17 protein-coding genes are annotated in these 22,378 nt (G+C 62.7%); 11 read left to right on the forward strand and 6 right to left on the reverse strand.

Annotated elements, in window-relative coordinates; translation table 11 throughout:
* Nucleotides 1–16 precede the first annotated feature (16 nt).
* Both tsaE and ACSSNI_RS08940 read right to left on the reverse strand, forming a co-directional pair.
* Nucleotides 17–487, reverse strand: a complete 471-nt coding sequence (gene tsaE, locus ACSSNI_RS08935) for a tRNA (adenosine(37)-N6)-threonylcarbamoyltransferase complex ATPase subunit type 1 TsaE (RefSeq protein WP_200636715.1) — start codon at nt 485–487, stop codon at nt 17–19.
* Nucleotides 475–1,974, reverse strand: a complete 1,500-nt coding sequence (locus ACSSNI_RS08940) for an NAD(P)H-hydrate dehydratase (protein ID WP_200636716.1) — start codon at nt 1,972–1,974, stop codon at nt 475–477. The genes tsaE and ACSSNI_RS08940 overlap by 13 nt, the downstream gene beginning before the upstream one ends.
* Nucleotides 1,975–2,158: 184 nt before the next feature.
* Between ACSSNI_RS08940 and queG the strand changes: the two genes are divergently transcribed.
* Entirely contained in the window at nt 2,159–3,250 is a 1,092-nt protein-coding gene (gene queG / locus ACSSNI_RS08945; protein ID WP_200636717.1) for a tRNA epoxyqueuosine(34) reductase QueG, read from the forward strand.
* Here the strand turns inward: queG and ftsH are convergent.
* From ftsH to mpl, 4 genes are all read right to left on the reverse strand, one after another.
* The gene (gene ftsH / locus ACSSNI_RS08950) at nt 3,247–5,076 is read right to left on the reverse strand and encodes an ATP-dependent zinc metalloprotease FtsH (protein WP_200636718.1); all 1,830 of its coding nucleotides are present in this window, start codon (nt 5,074–5,076) and stop codon (nt 3,247–3,249) included. The genes queG and ftsH overlap by 4 nt on opposite strands.
* A 123-nt stretch (nt 5,077–5,199) precedes the next feature.
* Nucleotides 5,200–5,499 (reverse strand): YceK/YidQ family lipoprotein, encoded by a 300-nt coding sequence (locus ACSSNI_RS08955; protein ID WP_418952658.1) that lies wholly within the window; start codon nt 5,497–5,499, stop codon nt 5,200–5,202.
* Between the two features lie 63 nt (nt 5,500–5,562).
* Nucleotides 5,563–6,192 (reverse strand): flavin prenyltransferase UbiX, encoded by a 630-nt coding sequence (gene ubiX, locus ACSSNI_RS08960; RefSeq protein ID WP_102837008.1) that lies wholly within the window; start codon nt 6,190–6,192, stop codon nt 5,563–5,565.
* Nucleotides 6,193–6,447: 255 nt separating this feature from the next.
* Nucleotides 6,448–7,797, reverse strand: coding sequence for a UDP-N-acetylmuramate:L-alanyl-gamma-D-glutamyl-meso-diaminopimelate ligase (gene mpl, locus ACSSNI_RS08965; protein ID WP_200636719.1), 1,350 nt, complete (start codon nt 7,795–7,797; stop codon nt 6,448–6,450).
* A 216-nt stretch (nt 7,798–8,013) separates the two neighbouring features.
* On the opposite strand from mpl, the gene exaC reads away from it, so the two are divergent.
* From exaC to ACSSNI_RS09015, 10 genes are all read left to right on the forward strand, one after another.
* Nucleotides 8,014–9,534: an acetaldehyde dehydrogenase ExaC gene (gene exaC / locus ACSSNI_RS08970; RefSeq protein WP_200636720.1), complete on the forward strand. Its 1,521-nt coding sequence runs from the start codon at nt 8,014–8,016 to the stop codon at nt 9,532–9,534.
* A 172-nt stretch (nt 9,535–9,706) separates the two neighbouring features.
* Entirely contained in the window at nt 9,707–11,155 is a 1,449-nt protein-coding gene (eat, locus tag ACSSNI_RS08975; protein ID WP_200636722.1) for an ethanolamine permease, read from the forward strand.
* Nucleotides 11,156–11,306: 151 nt separating this feature from the next.
* Nucleotides 11,307–12,701, forward strand: a complete 1,395-nt coding sequence (locus ACSSNI_RS08980) for an ethanolamine ammonia-lyase subunit EutB (protein ID WP_200636724.1) — start codon at nt 11,307–11,309, stop codon at nt 12,699–12,701.
* A 46-nt stretch (nt 12,702–12,747) separates the two neighbouring features.
* Nucleotides 12,748–13,563, forward strand: a complete 816-nt coding sequence (eutC, locus tag ACSSNI_RS08985) for an ethanolamine ammonia-lyase subunit EutC (RefSeq protein ID WP_200636726.1) — start codon at nt 12,748–12,750, stop codon at nt 13,561–13,563.
* A gap of 217 nt (nt 13,564–13,780) precedes the next feature.
* Complete coding sequence (locus tag ACSSNI_RS08990) at nt 13,781–14,593, forward strand: M90 family metallopeptidase (RefSeq protein ID WP_200636728.1); 813 nt, start codon at nt 13,781–13,783, stop codon at nt 14,591–14,593.
* 139 nt (nt 14,594–14,732) lie between these two features.
* Complete coding sequence (gene ppa / locus ACSSNI_RS08995; protein WP_102837015.1) at nt 14,733–15,260, forward strand: inorganic diphosphatase; 528 nt, start codon at nt 14,733–14,735, stop codon at nt 15,258–15,260.
* A gap of 250 nt (nt 15,261–15,510) precedes the next feature.
* The gene (locus ACSSNI_RS09000; RefSeq protein ID WP_200636730.1) at nt 15,511–17,778 is read left to right on the forward strand and encodes an MHYT domain-containing protein; all 2,268 of its coding nucleotides are present in this window, start codon (nt 15,511–15,513) and stop codon (nt 17,776–17,778) included.
* A gap of 318 nt (nt 17,779–18,096) precedes the next feature.
* Nucleotides 18,097–18,873, forward strand: coding sequence for a (2Fe-2S)-binding protein (locus ACSSNI_RS09005; RefSeq protein WP_448259142.1), 777 nt, complete (start codon nt 18,097–18,099; stop codon nt 18,871–18,873).
* 9 nt (nt 18,874–18,882) lie between these two features.
* Nucleotides 18,883–19,869, forward strand: coding sequence for an FAD binding domain-containing protein (locus tag ACSSNI_RS09010; protein WP_200636734.1), 987 nt, complete (start codon nt 18,883–18,885; stop codon nt 19,867–19,869).
* Nucleotides 19,870–19,894: 25 nt separating this feature from the next.
* Nucleotides 19,895–22,126 carry a xanthine dehydrogenase family protein molybdopterin-binding subunit gene (locus tag ACSSNI_RS09015; RefSeq protein WP_200636736.1) on the forward strand — a complete coding sequence of 744 codons (2,232 nt, stop codon included), beginning with the start codon at nt 19,895–19,897 and terminating at the stop codon, nt 22,124–22,126.
* Nucleotides 22,127–22,378: the final 252 nt, after the last annotated feature.

Here is a 22,378-nt window from a genome sequence, read left to right on the forward strand (position 1 = left end):
CCCAACCCCATGATGTTCATTGATTGCCGACGGTCAGGATGGAACACCAGCCTTTACCGCGCTCGCCCTGTGGCGTCAGGCGCAGCATACGACCGGCCCCGTGCGGCGTAATGGTAATGTCCAGGTCAGCCTTTGGCAAAATGCCGGCGCCACGCTCTGGCCACTCTACCAGGCACAGAGCGTCCCCTTCGAAATAGTCGCGAATGCCGAGAAATTCCAGTTCTTCCGGGTCGACCAGACGGTACAGGTCGAAATGGAACACTCGTGCAGTCGGAGTCTCATAAGGTTCGACCAGGGTAAAGGTCGGGCTCTTGACCTTGCCCTCGTGCCCCAGCCCACGGATCAGCCCACGCGACAGCGTGGTCTTGCCGGCGCCAAGGTCACCGTGGAGGTAGATCACACCCCGACCGCCGGTCGCCTGGGCGATGCGCGCCCCCAGCAACAGCATGGCGTCTTCGTCGGCAGCCAACAGCGTCAGTTCAGACATGGTGAATGCTCCTCGAGCAACTGGCGGACCATAGGAATCAGATCGGCGGCAACCAGCCCGCGCCCCCCAGCACCAAGACGCTCGCCTGCCACCGCATGCAACCAGACCGCAAGACAGGCCGCTTCGAAAGGCGCCAGCCCCTGCGCCAGCAATGCACCAGCAACCCCCGCCAAGACATCGCCGAGGCCCGCGCTGGCCATGGCCGGATGCCCGCGATCACACAGCGCCAACCGACCGTCGTGATCGGCAATCAGGGTTCCGGCGCCCTTCAGCAATACGGCGCAACCGAAGCGAGCCGCCAGAGCACGAGCGGCGGCGGGTCGGTCGGCCTGCACATCAGCCACGGAAATACCCAGCAGCCGCGCCGCCTCTCCAGGATGCGGTGTGAGCAAACAATCACTTGGCAACTCGACCGCACCTGTCGCCAGCAGATTCAGTGCATCGGCATCCCACACCTGCGGGACGCGACATTGCGGTGCCAGCGACAGCAAGCTGCGCCCCCACGGCGCCTGGCCCAGGCCCGGCCCGATGACCAGCACATCGGCGCGTTGGGTCAGCGCCGTCAATGCATAGGTGGATTCGACGCCGTTGCACATGATTTCAGGACGCCGCACCAGCGAGGCAGTGACATGCTCGGGACGCGTCGCCAGGGTTACCATGCCGGCGCCGCAGCGCAGCGCGGCTTCGGCACTGAGCAACGCGGCGCCGCCGGTGCCGAGGTCGCCACCGATGACCAGCACCTGACCAAAGCTTCCTTTATGAGCAGTTGGCGAGCGGGGCGCGAGCGTCGGCAAGTTGGCCTCGCACAAGCGCAGAGCGGACGGCTTGATCTGTGCGACGACCTCCGCATCGGCCTGCAGGTCATCGAATACCAGCGCTCCGAAACAATCCGGACCCTGGCCTGTAAACAGGCCGAGCTTGAGGCCGATAAAGGTTACAGTCAGCTCGGCCCGCACTGCGTCGCCGAGCTGATGCCCCGTGTCGGCACACAACCCGGACGGCAGGTCGACCGAGAGGATCGGCTGCGCGCTTTCATTCATCGCGCGTATGGCGCTGGCATAGGGTTCACGCACCTCGCCGGCAATACCCGTACCGAGCAGCGCATCGACCAGCACGCCGCGCAACTCCGTACCGGCGGCCCAAGGCGTGACCTCAACGCCGGCTGCCTGGGCTTCCGCAAAGGCCTGGGCGGCATCGCCTTGCAGTTGCTGCGGATCGCCCACCGCAAACACCCGGACCTGACGACCGGCACGCTGCGCCAATGCCGCAATCAAATAGCCATCCCCGGCATTGTTGCCCCGGCCAGCAAGCACACTGATCTCGTCTGCATCAGGCCAGCGGCGCCTTAAGGCACGCCACGCCGCATGCGCGGCACGCTGCATCAGTTCGTAACCGGGGGTCCCGGCCGCGATCAACCGAGCATCGAGCTCACGCACTTGAGCGGCAGAGTAAAGCGGGACGGGAAGTGTATCGGTGGTCTGGGACATGAATCACCCGAGCGAATATCTGGCAGAATTATACGCATGCGCCGCCCGACCCGCTCCCACGCATCGGTGGCGGATCAAAGCGTCACGGTCGTCTCGCGGTGCGCAGCGCAGCAGATCGACGATCACCTCAGCAGGCTGCCTCGTTAACCCGCTCCCCCACCGCAATGCCCGACGATTCGAAGCCATGTCCAGCACCACCCTCGACCCAGCCGCTCTTGCCGACTCCATCAAGGAGTGGGGCCGCGAGCTCGGATTCCAGCAGGTCGGCATCACCGGTGTCGATCTGGGCGAGCACGAGGCCCACCTCGAACGCTGGCTGGCAGCCGGCTACCACGGCGAGATGGACTATATGGCTGCTCATGGCAGCAAACGTTCCCACCCGGAGCAACTGGTGCCGGGTACGCTGCGAGTCGTGTCGTTGCGCATGGACTACCTGCCGGGCGACACGCACATGGCCGAGCAACTGGCGCATCCGGAAAAAGCCTACGTGTCCCGCTATGCGTTGGGCCGCGACTATCACAAGCTGATCCGCAAGCGCCTGCAGCAGCTGGCCGAGCGTATTCAGAAGGTAATCGGCCCCTTCGGCTTCCGTGCCTTCGTCGACAGCGCACCGGTGCTGGAAAAGGCCGTCGCGCAGCAGGCCGGCCTCGGCTGGATCGGCAAGAACACCCTGGTGCTCAATCGCAAAGCCGGCAGCTGGTTCTTCCTTGGCGAACTATTCGTCGACATTGCCCTGCCGGTCGACGAACCCACCGCCCGCGACCACTGTGGGAGCTGCCATGCCTGCCTGGACATCTGCCCGACCGAGGCCTTCGTCGGCGAACGCGTGCTGGACGCGCGAAAATGTATCTCCTACCTCACCATCGAGCTGAAAGGTTCGATTCCCGTCGAGTTACGGTCGAAGATCGGCAATCGAGTGTTCGGCTGCGATGACTGCCAGATCGTCTGCCCCTGGAACCGCTTCGCCAAACCGACCCAGCAGACCGACTTCCAGCCCCGCCACAGCCTGGACAATGCCGAGCTGGCCACGCTGTTTCGCTGGACAGAAGACGAATTTCTGAGCCGCACCGAGGGCTCGCCGCTGCGGCGAACGGGCTATCAGAACTGGTTACGCAACCTGGCCGTTGGGCTCGGCAACGCTCCGTCCAGCATTCCTGTACTGGAAGCGCTGCAGTCGCGCCGCGACGACTCGTCCGAGCTGGTGCGCGAGCATGTCGAGTGGGCACTGGCGCAGCATGAACAACGCTCTTCGTCTGCCTCAGATAGCGGGAACTAAGGGCCCGAGGCGCTAATTGAAGCAGCACTCAAGCTGAGTAACTCTTCACCTTCCAGCGTTTCCTGCTGCAGTAGCCTGCTTGCGCTGCGCTCGAGTAGCTCCCGTCGTGCCTCAAGTAGCGCCAGGCTGCGCTGAAAAGCGGACTGAACAAGCTCCTGCACCTCCTCATCGATCGCTGTGGCGGTACTTTCCGAGTAATCATGCTGCGGCTTGAGGCCAAGCATCGCTTCGTTGCCCAAAAAGGAGTTCGGCTCGCGCTCCAATGCCATATGACCGAGGCGCCGGGACATGCCGTAGCGGGTGACCATGGCTCGGGCAATGTCGGTGACCTTGGCCAGGTCGTCCGCCGCACCGGTGGACAAGTGGGCAAACACAAGCCACTCCGCTGCACGGCCGCCGAGCAGTACCGCCATCTTGTTTTCCAGCTCTTCGCGGGTCATCAGGAAGCGATCTTCGATGGGTCGCTGGATGGTATAGCCCAGCGCGCCCATGCCACGGGGAATGATCGAGACCTTGTGCACCGGGTCGACGCCCGGCAGTGCCATGGCGACCAGCGCGTGGCCCATTTCGTGATAGGCGACAATCTCGCGCTCACGTGGGTTGAGCAGCCGATTGCGCTTCTCCAGACCGGCGACGATGCGCTCGATGGCGGCGGTGAAGTCTTCCATGCTCACCGCCTCGCCGTGACGCCGGGTGGCCAGCAGCGTCGCCTCGTTGACCAGGTTGGCCAGGTCGGCACCGGTGAATCCAGGCGTCAACGCAGCGATGGCCTGAGGATCGACATCAGCGTCGAGCCTGGCTTTTTTCAGGTGCACCTTGAGGATCTGTACCCGCCCGACTTTGTCCGGGCGATCGACCAACACCTGACGGTCGAACCGGCCAGCGCGGAGCAGGGCCGGATCGAGAATCTCCGGCCGGTTGGTGGCGGCCAGCAAGACCAGTCCGCTGGAGGTATCGAAGCCGTCCATCTCGACCAGCAATTGGTTGAGCGTCTGCTCCTTCTCATCGTGCCCGCCGGACAGCGGCCCGGCGCCACGGGCGCGACCGAGGGCGTCCAGTTCGTCAATGAAGATGATCGCCGGTGCCTGGGCACGGGCCTGCTCGAACAGGTCACGCACCCGCGCCGCACCCACCCCGACAAACATCTCGACAAACTCGGAGCCGGAAATGGAGAAGAACGGCACCTTTGCCTCGCCAGCCACGGCCCGCGCCAACAACGTCTTGCCGGTGCCGGGCGGGCCAACCAGCAGCACGCCCTTGGGCATGCGTCCGCCGAGGCGGCCGTAGGCCTGCGGATCACGCAGGAACTCGATAATTTCCTTGAGTTCGTCCTTGGCCTCGTCGACGCCGGCCACATCAGCGAAGCTAACCTTCATGTCAGTCTCGACGTAGACCCGCGCTTTGCTCTTGCCGATCTGCATCATGCCGCCGCCAAGGCCACCGCTCATGCGGCGCAGCAGAAACAGCCAGATGCCAAAGAACAGCGCCGCCGGAACGACCCACGACAGCAGGTCGCGCACCAGTGTGCTTTCCACCCTGCCGGTGTAGCGCACCGGATATTGCTGCAGGTGCTCGGCCAACTGCGGCTCGACGCGGTTACTGACGAAGCGTCGCTGCCCGCTGGGCAACGGCTCCTTGAAGGTGCCTTCGATACGTCGCTCGGTGATCGCCAGCTCGTCGATGCGCCCATCCTTGAGGTGCTGCTCGAATTCGCTGTAGGGGATCGTCGCCACTTCCTGCTGTGCCGTCAGCAGGTATTGAATGCCGAGAAACGCCAGGACGGCGATAAACCAGTAACTCACGTGAAACTGAGCTTGTTCTTTCACCCTTCCCTCCTGGTCCTGACCACCATGTGCAACATATTGCAGATACGGCGACTATGGTCCTTTCCGTGGCTCCACGCTGGACCCAGATCAGTAACAGGCCAGGCAGTGTCACCTCAGAACGTTTCAGAGACCGCCGCTGACGCCAAGCCCAACACCCAATACGGCGGCGAGGGCAAAGGGCAACAACAGCGTGTCCAGCAAAGCGCTGGCTGGTAGGTCGAGCGCTGCATGCCTGGGCGCCTCGGCACCAAAGCGGTCCAGCGGGCAGCAACCGCCGTTGAGGCTGTACCAGTCCAGGCGAGTGCCGGAGTAGACAATGGGTGCGCCGGGTTTGGCGGCATTCAGGGTGCGCACTGTGCCGCAGCCGGAGAGCAGCAGAACTGTCAGGAGTAGCGAGCAACGCCGCATGACAGATCGTTTCATAACCGCTCCTGGTCATTAGTCACGGGATGGAGACGGTGCCTCTGCCCGGTTACGCAGCCACACTCAATCGTCACTGACGATATGGTGCTCGCCCCAACGCGGCAGCATGTCCTGCGGGATGTTGAGCAGGTTGAGAATGCGCGCCACGATGAAGTCGACGAGGTCATCGATAGTCTGCGGCTGGTGATAGAAGCCCGGTGATGCCGGCAGGATGGTCACCCCTAGATTGGACAGCTTGAGCATGTGTTCCAGATGGATGCTCGAGTACGGCGCTTCACGCGGCACCAGGATCAGCTGTCGGCGTTCCTTAAGGGCAACATCCGCCGCACGCTCGATCAGGTTATTGCAGGCGCCGGTGGCAATCGCCGACAAGGTGCCGGTCGAGCACGGCACCACCACCATCGCGGTCGGTGCGCCAGAGCCGGAAGCCGGCGGCGCCATCCAGTCTTCCTTGGCAAACACACGGATCTGCCCCGCCGCGGCGCCGGTGTATTCGGAGAGAAATGCCTGCATAGCCTGCGGCTTGGCGGGCAGCACGACATCGGTCTCGGTGGCCATCACCAGCTGCGCGGCCTTGGAAATCAGGAAGTGCACTTCGCGGTCTTCTTGGATCAGGCAGTCGAGCAGGCGCAAACCGTACTGCGCGCCGGAGGCGCCGGTCATGGCCAAGGTGATGCGTTCCGGTCCGCTCATGAATGTGCTCCCAAAGCTGCTGCGCTTGCTTATGCTGCGTTGAAACCTTACTCGAAATGCTCACTTGCACCAGCAAGCTCCGCTTTTTCGCAAGGTTTCGCCTTGCCTAAGCTTCGCTCGCGACGTTTTGAGAACAAATTCGCCCTATTCGGAATCTCGTAGGGTGGAAAACCGCGAAGCGTTTTTCCACCGTTACGCCCGACACCAATTTCCCTACCAACTCTACGCGTGGAAATGCCTTCGGCGATTTCCACCCTACGCCAGAGCAGTGGCCAGTTTGACGTGCAACCCACCAAAGCCGCCGTTGCTCATCACCACTACCTGCGTCCCCGGCGTGGCGTCGACCTTGACCTTGGCGATGATCGCCTCCAGCGAGTCGCAGACGGTGGTTTCGACCGGCGAGCCGGCGACCGTAGCGGCCAGGTCCCAACCCAGATTCGGCGGTGCGTACCAGATGGCCTGATCCGCCAGCGCCACCGACTCGGCCAATCCCTCACGATGCGCGCCGAGTTTCATCGAGTTCGACCGCGGTTCAACCACTGCAATGATTGGCGTATCGCCAACACGCTTGCGCAGCCCATCGAGCGTGGTGGCGATCGCGGTTGGGTGATGAGCAAAGTCGTCATAGATGGTCACTCCGTTGACCTCGGCGACCTTTTCCATGCGTCGTTTGACGCTGCGAAATTCGCTCAGCGCTTCGGCGCCCTGCTTCGGCAACACGCCCACGTGCCGTGCTGCGGCCAAGGTCGCCAGTGCATTGTTGACGTTGTGCTGGCCGGTCAGCTCCCAGTCGACTACGCCCTGTACGTCACCCTCAAAAATCACCTCGAAGCGCGAGCCGTCGGCGCTCAACAGATTCGCCTGCCACTGCCCGCCTTCGCCGGTGGTCTGCACCGGCGTCCAGCAACCCATGCCGATAACGCGCTTGAGCGCCTGCTCGGATTCCGGATGGATGACCAGTCCTTCGCTCGGCACCGTGCGTACCAGATGGTGGAACTGGCGTTCAATTGAAGCGAGGTCCGGGAAAATATCCGCGTGGTCGAACTCGAGATTATTGAGGATCGCCGTGCGCGGGCGGTAGTGGACGAACTTGCTGCGCTTGTCGAAGAACGCGCTGTCGTACTCGTCCGCCTCAACCACGAAGAATGGCGTACTACCCAGTCGGGCGGAGATGCCGAAATTCTGCGGCACCCCGCCGATAAGAAAGCCTGGGCTCATGCCGGCATGTTCCAGCACCCACGCAAGCATGCTGCTGGTGGTGGTCTTGCCGTGGGTGCCTGCCGCAGCCAACACCCAGCGGCCCTGCAGCACATGGTCAGCCAGCCACTGCGGGCCGGACACATAAGGCAACCCCTTGTTCAGCACGTATTCCACGGCCGGGTTGCCACGTGACAACGCATTGCCGATCACTACCAGGTCCGGCGCCGGTTCGAGCTGACTGGGCTCGTAGCCTTGGGTCAGCTCGATGCCCTGAGCCTCAAGCTGAGTGCTCATCGGGGGATAGACATTGGCGTCCGAACCGGTGACGCGGTGGCCCAGCTCCTTGGCCAGCACTGCCAGCGATCCCATGAAGGTGCCGCAAATGCCGAGAATATGGATATGCATGAATGACCTCTGAAAAACGCCGCGCCGGGCAATGGGATCAGGCGGCACAGCCGCGCCTGTGGGCGCCGAAAACTGCGGCGCAGATTAGCACAGCACTGGCGCTGCCAATGCCCGACCAGCGGTACACCGCACGTCGCCTCGCCAGCCGACGAACGGACTTTGTTCTACGCTGGATGACAGCAGTCCCAACACAATTACAAGCCCCGGAGACTCACCATGCGTTACGCCCATCCCGGCAGCGAAGGCGCTGTCGTTTCCTTCAAGTCCCGTTACGGCAACTTCATCAACGGCGAGTTCGTCGAGCCAGCCAACGGCCAATACTTCACCAACCTGTCCCCGGTTAACGGTCAGCCCATTGCCGAGTTTCCACGCTCCGACGCTGCCGACATCGAGAAGGCGCTGGACGCCGCCCACGCAGCGGCTGATGCCTGGGGCAAGACCAGCGTACAGGCGCGCTCATTGATCCTGCTGCTGATCGCCGACCGCATCGAGCAGAACCTCGAGATGCTCGCCATTACCGAAACCTGGGACAACGGCAAGGCCGTGCGCGAAACCCTTAACGCGGACATCCCCCTCGCCGCCGACCACTTCCGCTACTTCGCCGGTTGCATCCGCGCCCAGGAAGGCACCGCTGCGGAGATCGACGAGCACACCGCCGCCTACCATTTCCATGAACCGCTGGGCGTGGTCGGGCAAATCATTCCGTGGAACTTCCCGATCCTGATGGCCGCCTGGAAGCTCGCCCCAGCGCTGGCCGCGGGTAACTGCGTGGTGCTCAAGCCTGCCGAGCAAACGCCGCTGGGCATCGCCGTGCTGATGGAAGTGATCGGTGACCTGCTGCCACCAGGTGTGCTCAACGTGGTTCAGGGCTATGGCCGTGAAGCCGGCGAGGCCCTGGCAAGCAGCAAGCGCATCGCGAAGATTGCCTTCACCGGCTCGACACCGGTGGGCTCGCACATTATGAAGCGCGCCGCTGAGGCCATCATCCCGAGCACCGTTGAGCTGGGCGGCAAGAGCCCGAATATTTATTTCGAAGACATCATGCAGGCCGAGCCGACCTTTATCGAAAAGGCAGCCGAAGGGCTGGTGCTGGGCTTCTTCAACCAGGGTGAAGTCTGCACCTGTCCGTCTCGGGCGTTGGTGCAGGAGTCGATCTATGGACCGTTCATGGAAGCGGTAATGAAGAAGGTCTCGCAGATCAAGCGTGGCGACCCATTGGACACCGACACCATGGTCGGGGCCCAGGCCAGCCAGCAGCAGTTCGACAAGATCATGTCCTATCTGGAAATCGCCAAACAGGAAGGCGCCGAAGTGCTCACCGGCGGCGCAGCAGAAAAGCTCGAGGGTTCCCTCGCCACCGGCTATTACATCCAGCCGACGCTGCTCAAGGGCACCAACAAGATGCGCGTGTTCCAGGAGGAAATCTTCGGCCCGGTGATCGGCGTGACCACCTTCAAGGACGAAGCCGAGGCCCTGGCCATCGCCAACGACACCGAGTACGGCCTCGGCGCGGGCGTCTGGACCCGCGACATCAACCGCGCCTATCGCATGGGCCGCGCGATCAAGGCCGGGCGCGTCTGGACCAACTGCTACCACCTCTATCCGGCGCATGCGGCGTTCGGTGGCTACAAGAAGTCCGGCGTTGGTCGCGAAACCCACAAGATGATCCTCGACAGCTACCAGCAGACCAAGAACCTGCTGATCAGCTACGACATCAACCCACTGGGGTTTTTCTAGCCCATAAGTTCTAGCCCATAAAGAGTGCCCGCCCGCGCCGAGAGGCGTCGGGCTGGTGCACCCGTGGCTGCACTTCCACTCAAGAGGCTCCCAAACGCCGTAGATCGCGCAAAGGCACAGCGCTTGCTTTAACGAACCTGCCGTACCCGAACCCATCAAAGGATGATCCTCCATGGCTCTCGAACACAGCAGTGCGACACCCGCGACCCACGCCACCGATTTCGAAGCAGTTGGCAGTACCTATTTTCAGGACCGCGAGCTTAAAAAAGGCGCCGCTGGTTGGGTGCTGCTGGTTGGCCTCGGCGTCGCCTACGTCATCTCGGGCGACTACGCCGGCTGGAACTTCGGCCTCGCCCAAGGGGGCTGGGGCGGTCTGTTCATCGCCACGCTGCTGATGGCGACCATGTACCTGTGCATGTGCTTCTCGCTCGCCGAGCTGTCCTCGATGATTCCCACTGCAGGCGGCGGTTATGGCTTTGCCCGCAGCGCGTTCGGCCCGCTGGGCGGTTTTCTCACCGGCACTGCGATCCTTATCGAGTACGCCATTGCGCCGGCTGCCATCGCCGTATTCATCGGTGCCTACTGCGAGTCGCTGTTCGGTATCGGCGGCTGGGCAATCTACCTGGCCTTCTACATCATCTTCATCGGCATCCACATTTTTGGCGTCGGCGAAGCCTTGAAGCTGATGTTCATCATCACGGCAGTCGCCGCGCTGGCGCTTGCGGTGTTCATCGTCGCGATGGTGCCGCACTTCTCCGTCGACAAGCTGCTGGACATCGCACCGACCACGGCCGCTGGCGCCAGCAATTTCCTGCCTTACGGCTATGTGGGAATCTGGGCAGCGATCCCCTATGCGATCTGGTTCTTCCTTGCCGTCGAAGGCGTGCCGCTGGCCGCTGAGGAAACCAAGAATCCACAGCGCGACATGCCGCGCGGGCTGATCGGCGCCATGCTGATTCTGGCCGCGTTCGCCGGGCTGATCTTGCTCGTTGGCCCTGGCGGCGCGGGTTCCAGCACGCTGGTCGAATCCGGCAACCCGCTGGTGGAAGCGCTGACCACCGCCTACGGCTCATCGACCTGGATGAGCGGCTTCGTCAATCTGGTCGGCCTGGCCGGGCTGATTGCCAGCTTCTTCTCGATCATCTACGCCTATTCCCGGCAGATCTTTGCGCTGTCGCGGGCTGGCTACCTGCCGCGCAAGCTGTCGCTGACCAACAAGAACAAAGCGCCCGTCATGGCATTGGTGATCCCCGGCATTATCGGTTTCCTGCTGTCACTAACCGGCCAGGGTGACCTGTTGATTCTCGTCGCAGTGTTCGGCGCGACCATCTCCTATGTACTGATGATGGCCTCGCACATCGTCCTGCGCATGCGCCGGCCGGATCTGCCCCGCCCCTACAAGACGCCCGGCGGCGTGCTGACCTCAGGCGTGGCGCTGGTGCTGGCCTGCATCGCGGTGGTCGCCGGATTTCTAGTCGATCCGCGCGTGGTAATCGCTGCGGCGGTGATTTACGGCATATTCATCGCCTACTTCGCTCTCTACAGCCGGCACCATCTGGTGGCCGGTACGCCGGAAGAGGAATTTGCGGCGATTGAGAACGCCGAGGCGGCATTGCATTAGCGAGCTGTTGAAACGTAAGCGAGGCAGGCAGTACAAGGCGAAAGCGGCCGAAACGGCGGAGTTTACGTTTTGTAAATGAGTACGTTGAGGCCGCTTTTAACGCAGGAATGCCAACGCAGGTAGTTTTCATCAGCTTGCTAAGGGAGGCGGTATGGCGGCATACACCCACAGCGTAGGCGGCACCCAGTGGCGCTTCGACAGCCTGCGCGAGGTCATGGCCAAGGCCAGCCCGGCGCGCTCCGGCGACTTTCTCGCCGAAGTCGCGGCGGGCAGCGATGCCGAGCGGGTCGCCGCGCAGATGTGTCTCGCGCAAATCCCGCTCAAGCGCTTTCTCGAGGAAGCGCTGATCCCCTATGAAACCGACGAAGTCACGCGGCTGATCATCGACAGTCACGACGCCGAAGCCTTCGCCCCGGTCAGTCACCTGACTGTGGGCGACTTCCGCAACTGGCTGCTCGGGGACGATGCAGACGAGGCGGTGCTGAAATCCCTGGCGCCAGGGCTGACGCCGGAGATGGTCGCCGCGGTATCGAAGATCATGCGCGTGCAGGACCTGATTCTGGTGGCGCAAAAGGTCCGCGTGGTGACGCGCTTTCGCAACACCATCGGCCTGTGCGGGCGCATGTCCACCCGCCTGCAGCCCAATCATCCCACAGACGAAGCCGCCGGCATCGCCGCAAGCATTGTCGACGGGCTGCTGTACGGCAACGGCGATGCGGTCATCGGTATCAACCCGGCTACGGATAGCACCAGCGGCATTTGCGAGCTGCTGAAGATGCTCGACGCGGTCATCAGCCGCTACGAGATCCCCACCCAAGGCTGCATCCTCACCCACGTCACCACGTCTATCGAGGCGATTAACCGCGGCGCACCGCTGGACCTGGTGTTCCAGTCCATCGCCGGCACCGAAGCGGCTAACAGCAGTTTCGGCATCAACCTCGCGCTGCTGCAGGAAGGCTACGAGGCAGGCCTGTCGCAGAAGCGCGGCACGGTGGGTGACAACCTGATGTATTTCGAGACTGGCCAGGGCAGCGCCTTGTCGGCCAATGCCCATCACGGCGTCGACCAGCAAACCTGCGAAGCGCGCGCTTATGCCGTGGCCCGTAAATTCAAACCGCTGCTGGTGAACACCGTGGTCGGTTTCATCGGCCCGGAATACCTCTACAACGGCAAGCAGATCATTCGCGCCGGGCTCGAAGACCATTTCTGCGCCAAACTGCTCGGCGTGCCCATGGGTTGCGACATCTGCTACACCAACCACGCCGAAGCCGATCAGGACGACATGGACGTGCTGCTGACCCTGCTCGGCACCGCCGGCATCAACTTCATCATGGGCATCCCCGGCTCCGACGACGTGATGCTCAACTACCAGACCACCTCCTTCCACGATGCACTCTACCTGCGTCAGAGCCTCGGCCTCCGTCCGGCGCCAGAGTTCGAGGAATGGCTAGCGAAGATGGAGATCCTGCGCCAGGACGGCGGCCGCTTGCAGATGGGCAGCCAGCTCCCACCTGCGTTCCGCCAGGCGCTGGAGCGCATGACATGAAGTCCCGTGTCGCGTGCACTGGTCGACCCTCTCCAAGGAGTGCTCCATGAGCCGCCAACCTCCAGCACCCACCGCGATCACCAATCCCTGGGCGCACCTGCGTCAACACACCCCGGCACGGATCGCACTGGGCCGAGCCGGCGCCAGCTTGCCCACTGAGGCTCAACTGGACTTCCAGTTCGCCCACGCCCAGGCCCGCGACGCCGTACACCTCACTCTGGACACCGAAACTCTGGCCATGCAGCTGGAACAACGCGGCCATCGCGTCCTGCAGCTGCACAGCGCCGCACCGGACCGCGACATCTATCTGCAACGGCCAGACCTGGGACGGCGATTAAGCGACGAGTCGGCCGAGCGGGTAGACGCCCACGCGCAGCAACATGGGGCGGGCTATGACTTGGCCATCGTCATTGCCGACGGGCTTTCGGCGCTCGCCGTACAGCGCCACGCCCTGCCGCTGCTACAGCGAATCGAGGAGCAGATCGAGAAAGACGGCTGGAGCCTTGCGCCGATCAGCCTGGTGCGGCAGAGCCGCGTCGCGCTTGGTGACGAGGTGGGCGAGCGGCTGAAGGCGAAGATGGTGGTCATGCTGCTCGGCGAACGCCCCGGCCTGAGCTCGCCGGACAGTCTGGGTTTGTACTTCACCTATGCGCCCAAGGTCGGGCGCACCGATGCCGACCGCAACTGCATCTCAAACATCCGCCTCGAAGGCCTGAGCTACAACCTCGCCGCCCACCGCCTGATTCATTTGATGCGCGAAGCCTGCCGCAGGCAGCTTTCCGGCGTGAATCTCAAAGACGAAGCGGAAATGCTCAGCCTGGATGACGGCAAGCCGAAGGTCGGCAATTTCCTGCTCGGTTAATGAATCGCCTGTCGCGACAGAGGATGCGCAGCCGATTTGCTGCCCGCGGCACGCGACTCAACCGCAGCCGCTTTGACGACTGAACGCATCGATAGGCCAGCGACCGCACCATTTCGCCCATATAGGCGCGCCACTGGCGCACTTACCCCAGAGCCACCCGCTTGCTGCCCATCGCCACCGCGCTTAAGGTGATCGCCCCCAGGTTGGAAGCTCGTTCATGTGGTCTTTTCGCGACTGGCGCCGCAAGCGCATCCTCGCCCGTCTCGCCATCGAACCGGCGCTTTGGCAAAGCGTGCTCGACAGCCTGCCGATTCTCGATGGCCTCAGCACCGAGGAGACCGAGCGTCTACGTGAGCGCAGCCTGCTGTTCCTGCATGCCAAACGATTGACCGCCCTACCCGGCGTCGAACTGGAGCCGGCTGACCGGCTGCGCCTGGCCGCCCAGGCCGAGCTGCCCTTGCTGCACCTGGCGGATCTGGACTGGTATCAGGGCTTCCATGAAATCGTCATCTACCCCGACGATTTCCACAGCCCGCAAAAGCACCGCGACTCCACTGGCGTGATGCACGAGTGGGACGGCGAGCACAGCGGCGAAGCCTGGTTGCAGGGGCCGGTGATTCTCGCCCTGCCAGGTGTCCGGCAAAGCGGCGCCTGGGAAGGCTACAACCTGGTGATCCACGAGCTCGCCCACAAGCTCGACATGCTCAACGGCGACGCCAACGGCCTGCCCCCGCTGCACCGCACCATGCGTATCGAGGATTGGGCTCACGCCATGCAAAAGGCGTACGACGCCCTCAACGCCCGGCTGGACGCCCATCCCCATGCCCACACCGCCATCGATCCCTACGCCGCGGAGAACCCGGCCGAGTTTTTTGCCGTCACCAGTGAGTACTTCTTCAGCGCCCCCGATCTCTTGCACGAGGCCTATCCAGAGGTCTACCGGCAGCTCGCGGCCTTCTATCGACAGGACCCGCTGAAACGCCTGCAGCAACTGCAAGCCAGCCATCCGCAGTACGCGGAACCTCACTGATTTGTGACCGTCGAATGCGCGCATTGCCGGACCAGCGAGCTTCGCCACCGCCGGCATGGCAAAACGCCCGACACTGCGCCTATAATCGCGCCCACTTTTTTCGCCCCAGGCCGCCTTGGCCGACCACGGAGCAATGTTCATGAGCTACAGCAAAGTCCCGGCCGGCAAAGACCTGCCAAACGACATCTACGTCGCCATCGAAATCCCGGCCAACCACGCGCCGATCAAATACGAAATCGATCACGACACTGACTGCCTGTTCGTCGACCGCTTCATGGCTACGCCGATGTTCTACCCGGCCAACTACGGCTTCATCCCGCACACTCTGGCTGACGACGGCGACCCGCTCGACGTACTGGTTGTAACCCCCTATCCGGTTGCGCCGGGCTCGGTTATCCGCTGCCGTCCGGTCGGCGTGCTGAACATGACCGACGAAGCCGGCGGCGACGCCAAGCTGATCGCCGTCCCGCACGACAAGCTGACCCAGCTCTACACAGACATCAAGGAATACACCGACCTGCCGCCGCTGCTGATCGAGCAGATCAAGCACTTCTTCGAGAACTATAAGGATCTCGAGAAGGGCAAGTGGGTCAAGGTCGAAGGCTGGGAAGGCGCCGACGCCGCTCGCGCAGCCATCATGAAAGCTGCCGAGGCTTACCAGAAGTAAGCCGAAGCACTGAAGAAAAGCCGGCCACAAGCCGGCTTTTTTATTGCCTGCATATTTCTAGTCAACAGACACAGCCGCTCTCAGACCCGGCGGATAGCGTAGGCCGTAGACATGTCCGCCTCCTGCTAAGCTTCAGCCGCGAGGCAGATCACAATTCTCCGGAAACTCCACCGCGACCGGGAACCCTGACACCAGTTGTGACTCGTCTACTAAACAGGGCGATTGCCATCAACGTCTAGCGGATTCAACGATGCCTGCCACCTACAACACCGCAATGGTGTGCCTCTCCATCCTGATCTCCATCGCCGGTTCCTTTACGGCCCTGGACTTGGCCAGCCGGGCACGCGCGGCAGAGAACTGGATGAAGCACGCCTGGCTGTGTGCGGCGGCCGTATGCATGGGCGGCAGCGTCTGGTCGATGCATTTTGTCGGGATGCTCGCGTTCGGCATGCCTGGTATGGAAATCAAGTACGACCTGGCGCTCACGCTCTGGTCGCTGGCCGTGCCGATTGTGGTAACCGCTATCGGCTTTTTCGCAGTAAACATCCGCGGGCCTGGAAGCAAGACGCTCGTCGTCGGCGGGCTGCTCATGGGGATCGGGATCGGGGCCATGCATTACATGGGCATGGCTGCCATGACGATGCACGCCGAACTGACCTACGACCCGCTTTGGGTTGGCATTTCGTTCGCCATTGCCATTGGCGCAGCAACCACATCTCTCTGGCTTTCGGCACAAAGTCGGCGCTTTCTGTTGCAGGCTGGGTCAGCCGTTGCCATGGGTTTTGCCGTGGCGGGCATGCATTACTCGGCGATGATTGGCGCGAACTTCACGCCCATGGACGATGCGATGCCGGCCCCGTCCAGCAATCTGGATCTACTGACACTGGCGCTAGCGGTGGCCGGCTCAACATTCGTCGTGCTGTTTCTGGGTCTTACCGCCTCCATGTACGACAGACGCATGGCGATTATCAGCGATCACGAAGCAGCTGCATTGCGCCAGAGCGAAGAGCGCTTCCGGGAGCTGTACAGCAAAACTCCGTTGCCGCTGCATTCGCTGGATGACCAGGGCCGATTGGAATCGGTCAGCGATGCATGGCTCATATTGATGGGCTATCGCCGTGAGGACGTGATCGGCCGCCCACTGATCAACTTCATGACCGAGCGCTCGGCGCGACAAATGCTGGATCAGGACTGGCCCGTACTACTGGGTACTGGCGAATGCCTGAACGCCGAGTACCGCTTGGTCGCAAGGGCCGGTGTCTTCATCGATGTACTGGCTTCCACTCGCCTGGAGAAGACCATCCAAGGCGCACTCATCATTGGTGGGCTGGTAAACATCACCGAGCGCCGTAACGCCGAGGCCGCCCTTCGCCAGGCTCAGAAGATGGAAGCCATCGGCAAGCTGACTGGCGGTATCGCACATGACTTCAACAACCTGCTCGCGGTGGTGAGCGGAAATCTCGAACTGCTGCGCAAGCGGTTGCCGCACGACCCGGCCCGGGCAAGTACCTTGATCGATAACGCGTTGCTGGCTACCCAACGTGGCGCAAGTCTGGTTCAACGCATGCTGGCCTTTGCACGCAAGCAGGAGTTGAACCCCAGTTCAGTCGAACTGCCGGACCTGGTACTGAACATGCGTGAGCTGCTGCAACGTTCAGTCGGAACCGGCATCACCATCGACACGCGGTTTCCGCTCAGTCTGCCTCCGGCCTACGTTGACGCAAATCAGCTCGAAATGGTGTTGATCAACCTGGTCGTCAATGCCCGGGACGCGATGCCGGAAGGCGGCCTGATCTGCATCGAAGGGCAGCTGCGAGCGCTGGAGTCCGCCGGACAACGGGCCCAGGAGTTTGTCGCACTGATCGTGAATGACAACGGCACCGGCATGAATCCGGAAACATTAGCCCGCGCAACCGAACCTTTCTTTACCACCAAAGGCCCCGGTAAAGGCACCGGCCTGGGTCTGTCGATGGCGCATGGGCTGGCCGAGCAGTCCGGCGGCCTAATGGAAATCACCAGCAGTGCGGGCGTGGGCACTACCATCGAGCTTTGGCTGCCCCTGGGCGTGTCTGCCAGAACAGCCGCTCCCGCAGCAGTCGATGACAGTGAGCTGACTACTCTATCGCTATCAAACTTGACGATTCTCGTAGTCGACGACGATCCACTCGTGTTGGACAACACGGTTGCACTGCTTGAGGATCTGGGGCATCGAGTGACTGCTGTCAGCAGTGGCGACGCGGCACTCGACGCGCTACGCCAAGCCCAGCCCTTCGATATTCTGATTACCGACCAGATGATGCCTGGGATGACCGGAACCCAACTGGCAAAGACCGTTAAAGCCGAGCACCCCGCCCTGCCAATCCTGTTGGTCAGCGGCTATGCAGATCTGTCTGAGGAAGGTCGCCTGCTGCACACGCTGGCCAAGCCTTTTACACAGCAGGCGCTGAGCGGTGCGATCAGCGAAGCGCTGGGCCGTCCCAGTTCGAATGTCGTGGTCCCCCTGCTCAGCCGGCGGTGACCCGTCAAAGACGGCAAACAACCTTAACGCCGACGATCCTAGGCCCGACGGGGCTGCCGTAGGGCCGGCCAAGCCGCACACGGTTTCAAAATCGACGAACGGCGGCACCCCGTTTGCAACGTCAACAGCCGAAGCTCTGCCCGCTGATGCCGGGGCTTCTGGTCCTTATAGCAAGGTCTGTTGTGGTCTGCCCCCGCTCGGCTGACTTCACTCCCATCCCCAGCGCACCCACGTCCCTGAAACGCTTGCCGACCTATGGCAGTCCAAACGGTTGGATCGCAACCCTGCCGGCACAACCGTCGCAGGACTCAGGACGGCGTGCAAAGAACGCTAGTCAGCAACCCGCTGCCGCAAGGCAGCCCAGCGATGGGGCAGACCATGGCCGATGACAACCGCAACCCTCCGGGCCAGGACGCCCGCGACAGCAACCCGCGCAACGGTGTCGAGATCCATGACCCCGATGCCGCATCCAGATCGCGCCGCGCCTTTCTCAAGGCGGTCGGGGCGACCGGCCTGGCGGCGGCAGCGGTGCCCGCCTGGGGTCGGGTCGGGTACGTCAATGACGATAAGGAAGAGCCGGCTGCGCAGCACGCGGATGGCGAAGCGGGCCCGGCGGCCGGCCAACAGCGAATCACGCTCAAGGTCAACGGCAAACCCCATACCCTGAATGTCGCGGCCAACATGGTCTTGCTCGACGTGCTGCGACATCAGCTCGATCTGACCGGCACCAAGAAAGGCTGCGATCACGGCCAGTGCGGCGCGTGCACCATTCACGTCAACGGGCAGGCGATCAATTCCTGCCTGAGCCTGGCGATTGCCCACGACGGGGACGAGATCACCACGGTCGAAGGCCTGGAGCGCGACGGCCAGATGCATCCCATCCAGCAGGCTTTCCTCGAACACGACGCTTATCAGTGCGGCTACTGCACCTCGGGCCAGATGATGACGGCCGTGGCCATCCTCAACGATCCGAGCGTGGGCAAGGACGATCTCTCCGTGCGTGAGGCCATGAGCGGCAACATCTGCCGCTGCGGTGCCTACAAGAACATCCTCAGCGCCATCCAGTCGGCGCGCAAGCAGATGAAGCCCGCCTAGGAGATCGCCATGCGCCATTTTGAATACAGCCGCGCCGACAGCGTCGAGCAGGCAGTCGCTACTTATTCCGGGGGCAAAGATGCCTCGTTTCTCGCCGGCGGCACCAACCTGTTGGATATGGTCAAGCTCGACATCATGCGTCCCGAGCTGATGGTCGACGTCAATCGGCTGCAACTCGGTCAGGTCGAAGAACTGGATGACGGACGACTCAAGGTCGGCGCCATGGTTTCCAACGCCGCGCTGGCGCGCCATCCGCGGGTGGAAAAGAGCTACCGGGTGCTGTCCGAAGCGCTGCTGTCCGGCGCCTCGACGCAGTTGCGCAACAAGGCGACTACCGGCGGCAATGTCATGCAACGGGTGCGCTGCCCCTATTTCCGTGACGGCACCTCGGCCTGCAACAAGCGTGACCCGGGCTCAGGCTGCTCGGCCATTGGCGGCTACAACCGCTCGGTGCATGCGGTGCTCGGGACCAGCGATCAGTGCATCGCCAGCCATCCCTCCGACATGTGCGTGGCCATGGCAGCCATTGGCGCCAAGGTCAACGTAGTCGGGCCCGATGGGGCACGTGATATCGACTTTCTAGACTTTCACCTGCTACCGGGCGACAAGCCCTGGGAAGAGTTCGCGCTGAAGGATGATGAGCTGATCACCCACGTCACTCTGGATGCGCCGCTGCAGGGCGGGAAGTCCGGCTATCTGAAGCTGCGCGATCGCTCCTCTTACCAGTTTGCCCTGGCCTCGAGCGCAGTCATCGTTGCGCTCGACGGCAACACCATCCGTGATGCGCGTTTGGCACTTGGCGGCGTCGCGACCAAACCCTGGCGCGCCCTGGAAGCCGAGCAGGCCCTCAAAGGGCAACCGGCTAACACTGCCACCTTCGAGAAGGCTGCGCGCATCGCCATGCAAGGGGCCAAGGGCTACGAGCACAACGCATTCAAGATTCCGCTGGGCCAGCAAGCCATCGTGCGCACGCTGACCAACCTCACCGCCGGATGAAGCCAGCCAATACAGGACCGCAACCATGAGCGAAAAAATCATCGGTGCTGCCAAACCACGCATCGACGGCCCCCAGAAGCTGACCGGCCGCGCCAAGTATTCCTCGGACAACAACCTGCCCGGCATGGTGTATGCCTACGGCGTGTTCAGCACCATCGCCCGCGGCGAAATCACTAACATCGATACCCGCGTGGCGAAACAGTCTCCCGGCGTGATCGACATCTTTCATCACAACCACTTCCCGAAGCTGTACCACACGCCCAGCAGCATGGCGCAGGAAAACAAGGTCGACGAGGTACGCCTGCCATTCGAAGACAACAAGGTCTATTACGCTGGCCAGTTCGTCGCGCTGGTGGTGGCTGACACCTTCGAGAACGCCCGTGCAGCCGCCTACAAGGTCAAGGTCGATTATCAGAAGAGCGCCGCCATCGCCAATCTTGACCAAGCTGTCGAGCGCAACGGCAGCAAGATGCAGAAAAAATCCAACCATACCCGGGGCAATCCAGAGGAGGCGTACGGGAACGCGGCCAAAACCATTGATGCCACGTACTACACGCCGGTCGAGACGCACAACCCGATGGAGATGCACGCCACCGTAGCGGCCTGGAATGACGGCAAGCTGACCATGTACGACACGACCCAGGGCGTGGTGAATGCGCGTAACGTCTATGCCAAGGTGTTTGGTCTATCGCCGGATCGGGTCGAGGTGCTGACGCCGTTTCTCGGCTCGGGCTTCGGCAGCAAGTTATGGCCCTGGCCGAACGCCATTGCCGCGGCGGCAGCTGCCCGTGAAATTGGTCGCCCGGTGCAGCTCGTGGTACCGCGCCAGGAAATGTTCACCACCACCGGCCATCGACCCGAGACGCGCCAGCGTATGCGACTGGGCACCGACGATGCTGGGCGACTGGTCTCGCTGCGCCATGAGACGATCTACACCACGTCGACGGTCGACCAGGTCGATACCTACGTCGAGTCTTGCGGAAAGATGACCCAGGGCCTGTACAGCTGCGACAACCTGAGCGTGACCCACGCAGCGGCGCGTACCAACCGCGGCACGCCTACCTCGATGCGCGCGCCAGGCGCGGCGCCGGGCATGTTTGCGCTGGAATCGGCCATGGACGAGATGGCCGAGCAACTCGGCATGGACCCTCTCGAATTCCGCCGTCGCAATGTCTCCGACACTGACGAGAGCAAGGGACTGCCCTGGTCGAGCAATCAGATTCGTGAAGCCTACGACCAAGCCGCCGAGCGTTTTGGCTGGGCCAAACGCAATCCAGCAATCGGCTCGATGCGCAAGGGCAATGAAATCATTGGCTGGGGCATGGCGAGCTGCAACTGGGAGGCGATCCGCCGGCCCTGCGATGCGCGGGTTTCGCTGCGTGCCGACGGTTCCGCTTTTGCTTCCTGTGCAACCCAAGACATCGGTACCGGCACCTACACCATCGTGGCCCAAGCGGTCAGTGATGTAACCGGCGTGCCGCTTGAGAAGATCGAGGTCGAGCTCGGTGACTCTTCCTATCCGTCCGGGCCGATCTCCGGCGGTTCCTGGGCGACGGCGACCACCCTGCCCGCTATCGCCGCAGCCGGGCGCAAGGCCATCGAGGTGCTCAAGGAGTATGCGACGTCGGAAAACGGGGCCTTTCCAGATGCCAAGCCAGAGGACCTTACTTTCGAAGACGGTCAGCTGAAGAACACCGATGGGAAGTCGATCGGTTTCGCCGAGGTGCTCAAGGCCCGCCAGCTGGCCAGTGCCGACGGTGAGGCGCATACCGAGGGCGCCCCCACCGAGACCTATGCCTTCCGCTCGTTCGGTGCACATTTCGTCGAGGTGCGCTGGGACCCGGGCATCTCCAACCTGCGCGTCTCCCGCGTGGTCAGCGCCATCGATGTCGGCCGCGCCATCAACGCATTGACGTCGCGCAACCAGGTCGAGGGCGCCATTGTCATGGGCATCGGCATGGCGCGTTTCGAGCAGACCGACTACGACCACCGCGATGCACGCCCGGTGAACAATAACTACGCCGAATACCTGGTGCCGGTTCATGCTGACCAGCCGGATGTCGACGTCATCCTGCTCGACTATCCGGACTTCAAGTTCAACGAGTTCGGCGCGCGCGGCATTGGCGAGATCGGCATCACCGGGATACCCGCCGCGATTGCCAACGCGGTCTACCACGCCACCGGCAAGCGCATCCGCGACCTGCCGATCACCATGGACAAGCTAATGGACGCCTCGGCTTCGGTGAAACAGGCGTAACGGCGAGGCTGCTGGAAGGCAGCCGGCTCGCTCAGGCGCGGCCGACCAGACAGCTGCAGGCTCTGGCCGCTTGGCCAGGGTTTTGCTGCCAGAGCTCTGCAGGTGGCGCTTCGGTTCCGTCCCAGCGTTGGGACTGATGCGAGCCACAAATCCGCACACGCACACGCAGTTAGACGAAACGCTTCGACACCACTGCTCACCTGGCGGAAACGGGTCGTCCGACACGAAAAAGCCGGCCTGAAAGGCCGGCTC

Source organism: Stutzerimonas tianxiuensis (assembly GCF_053470365.1).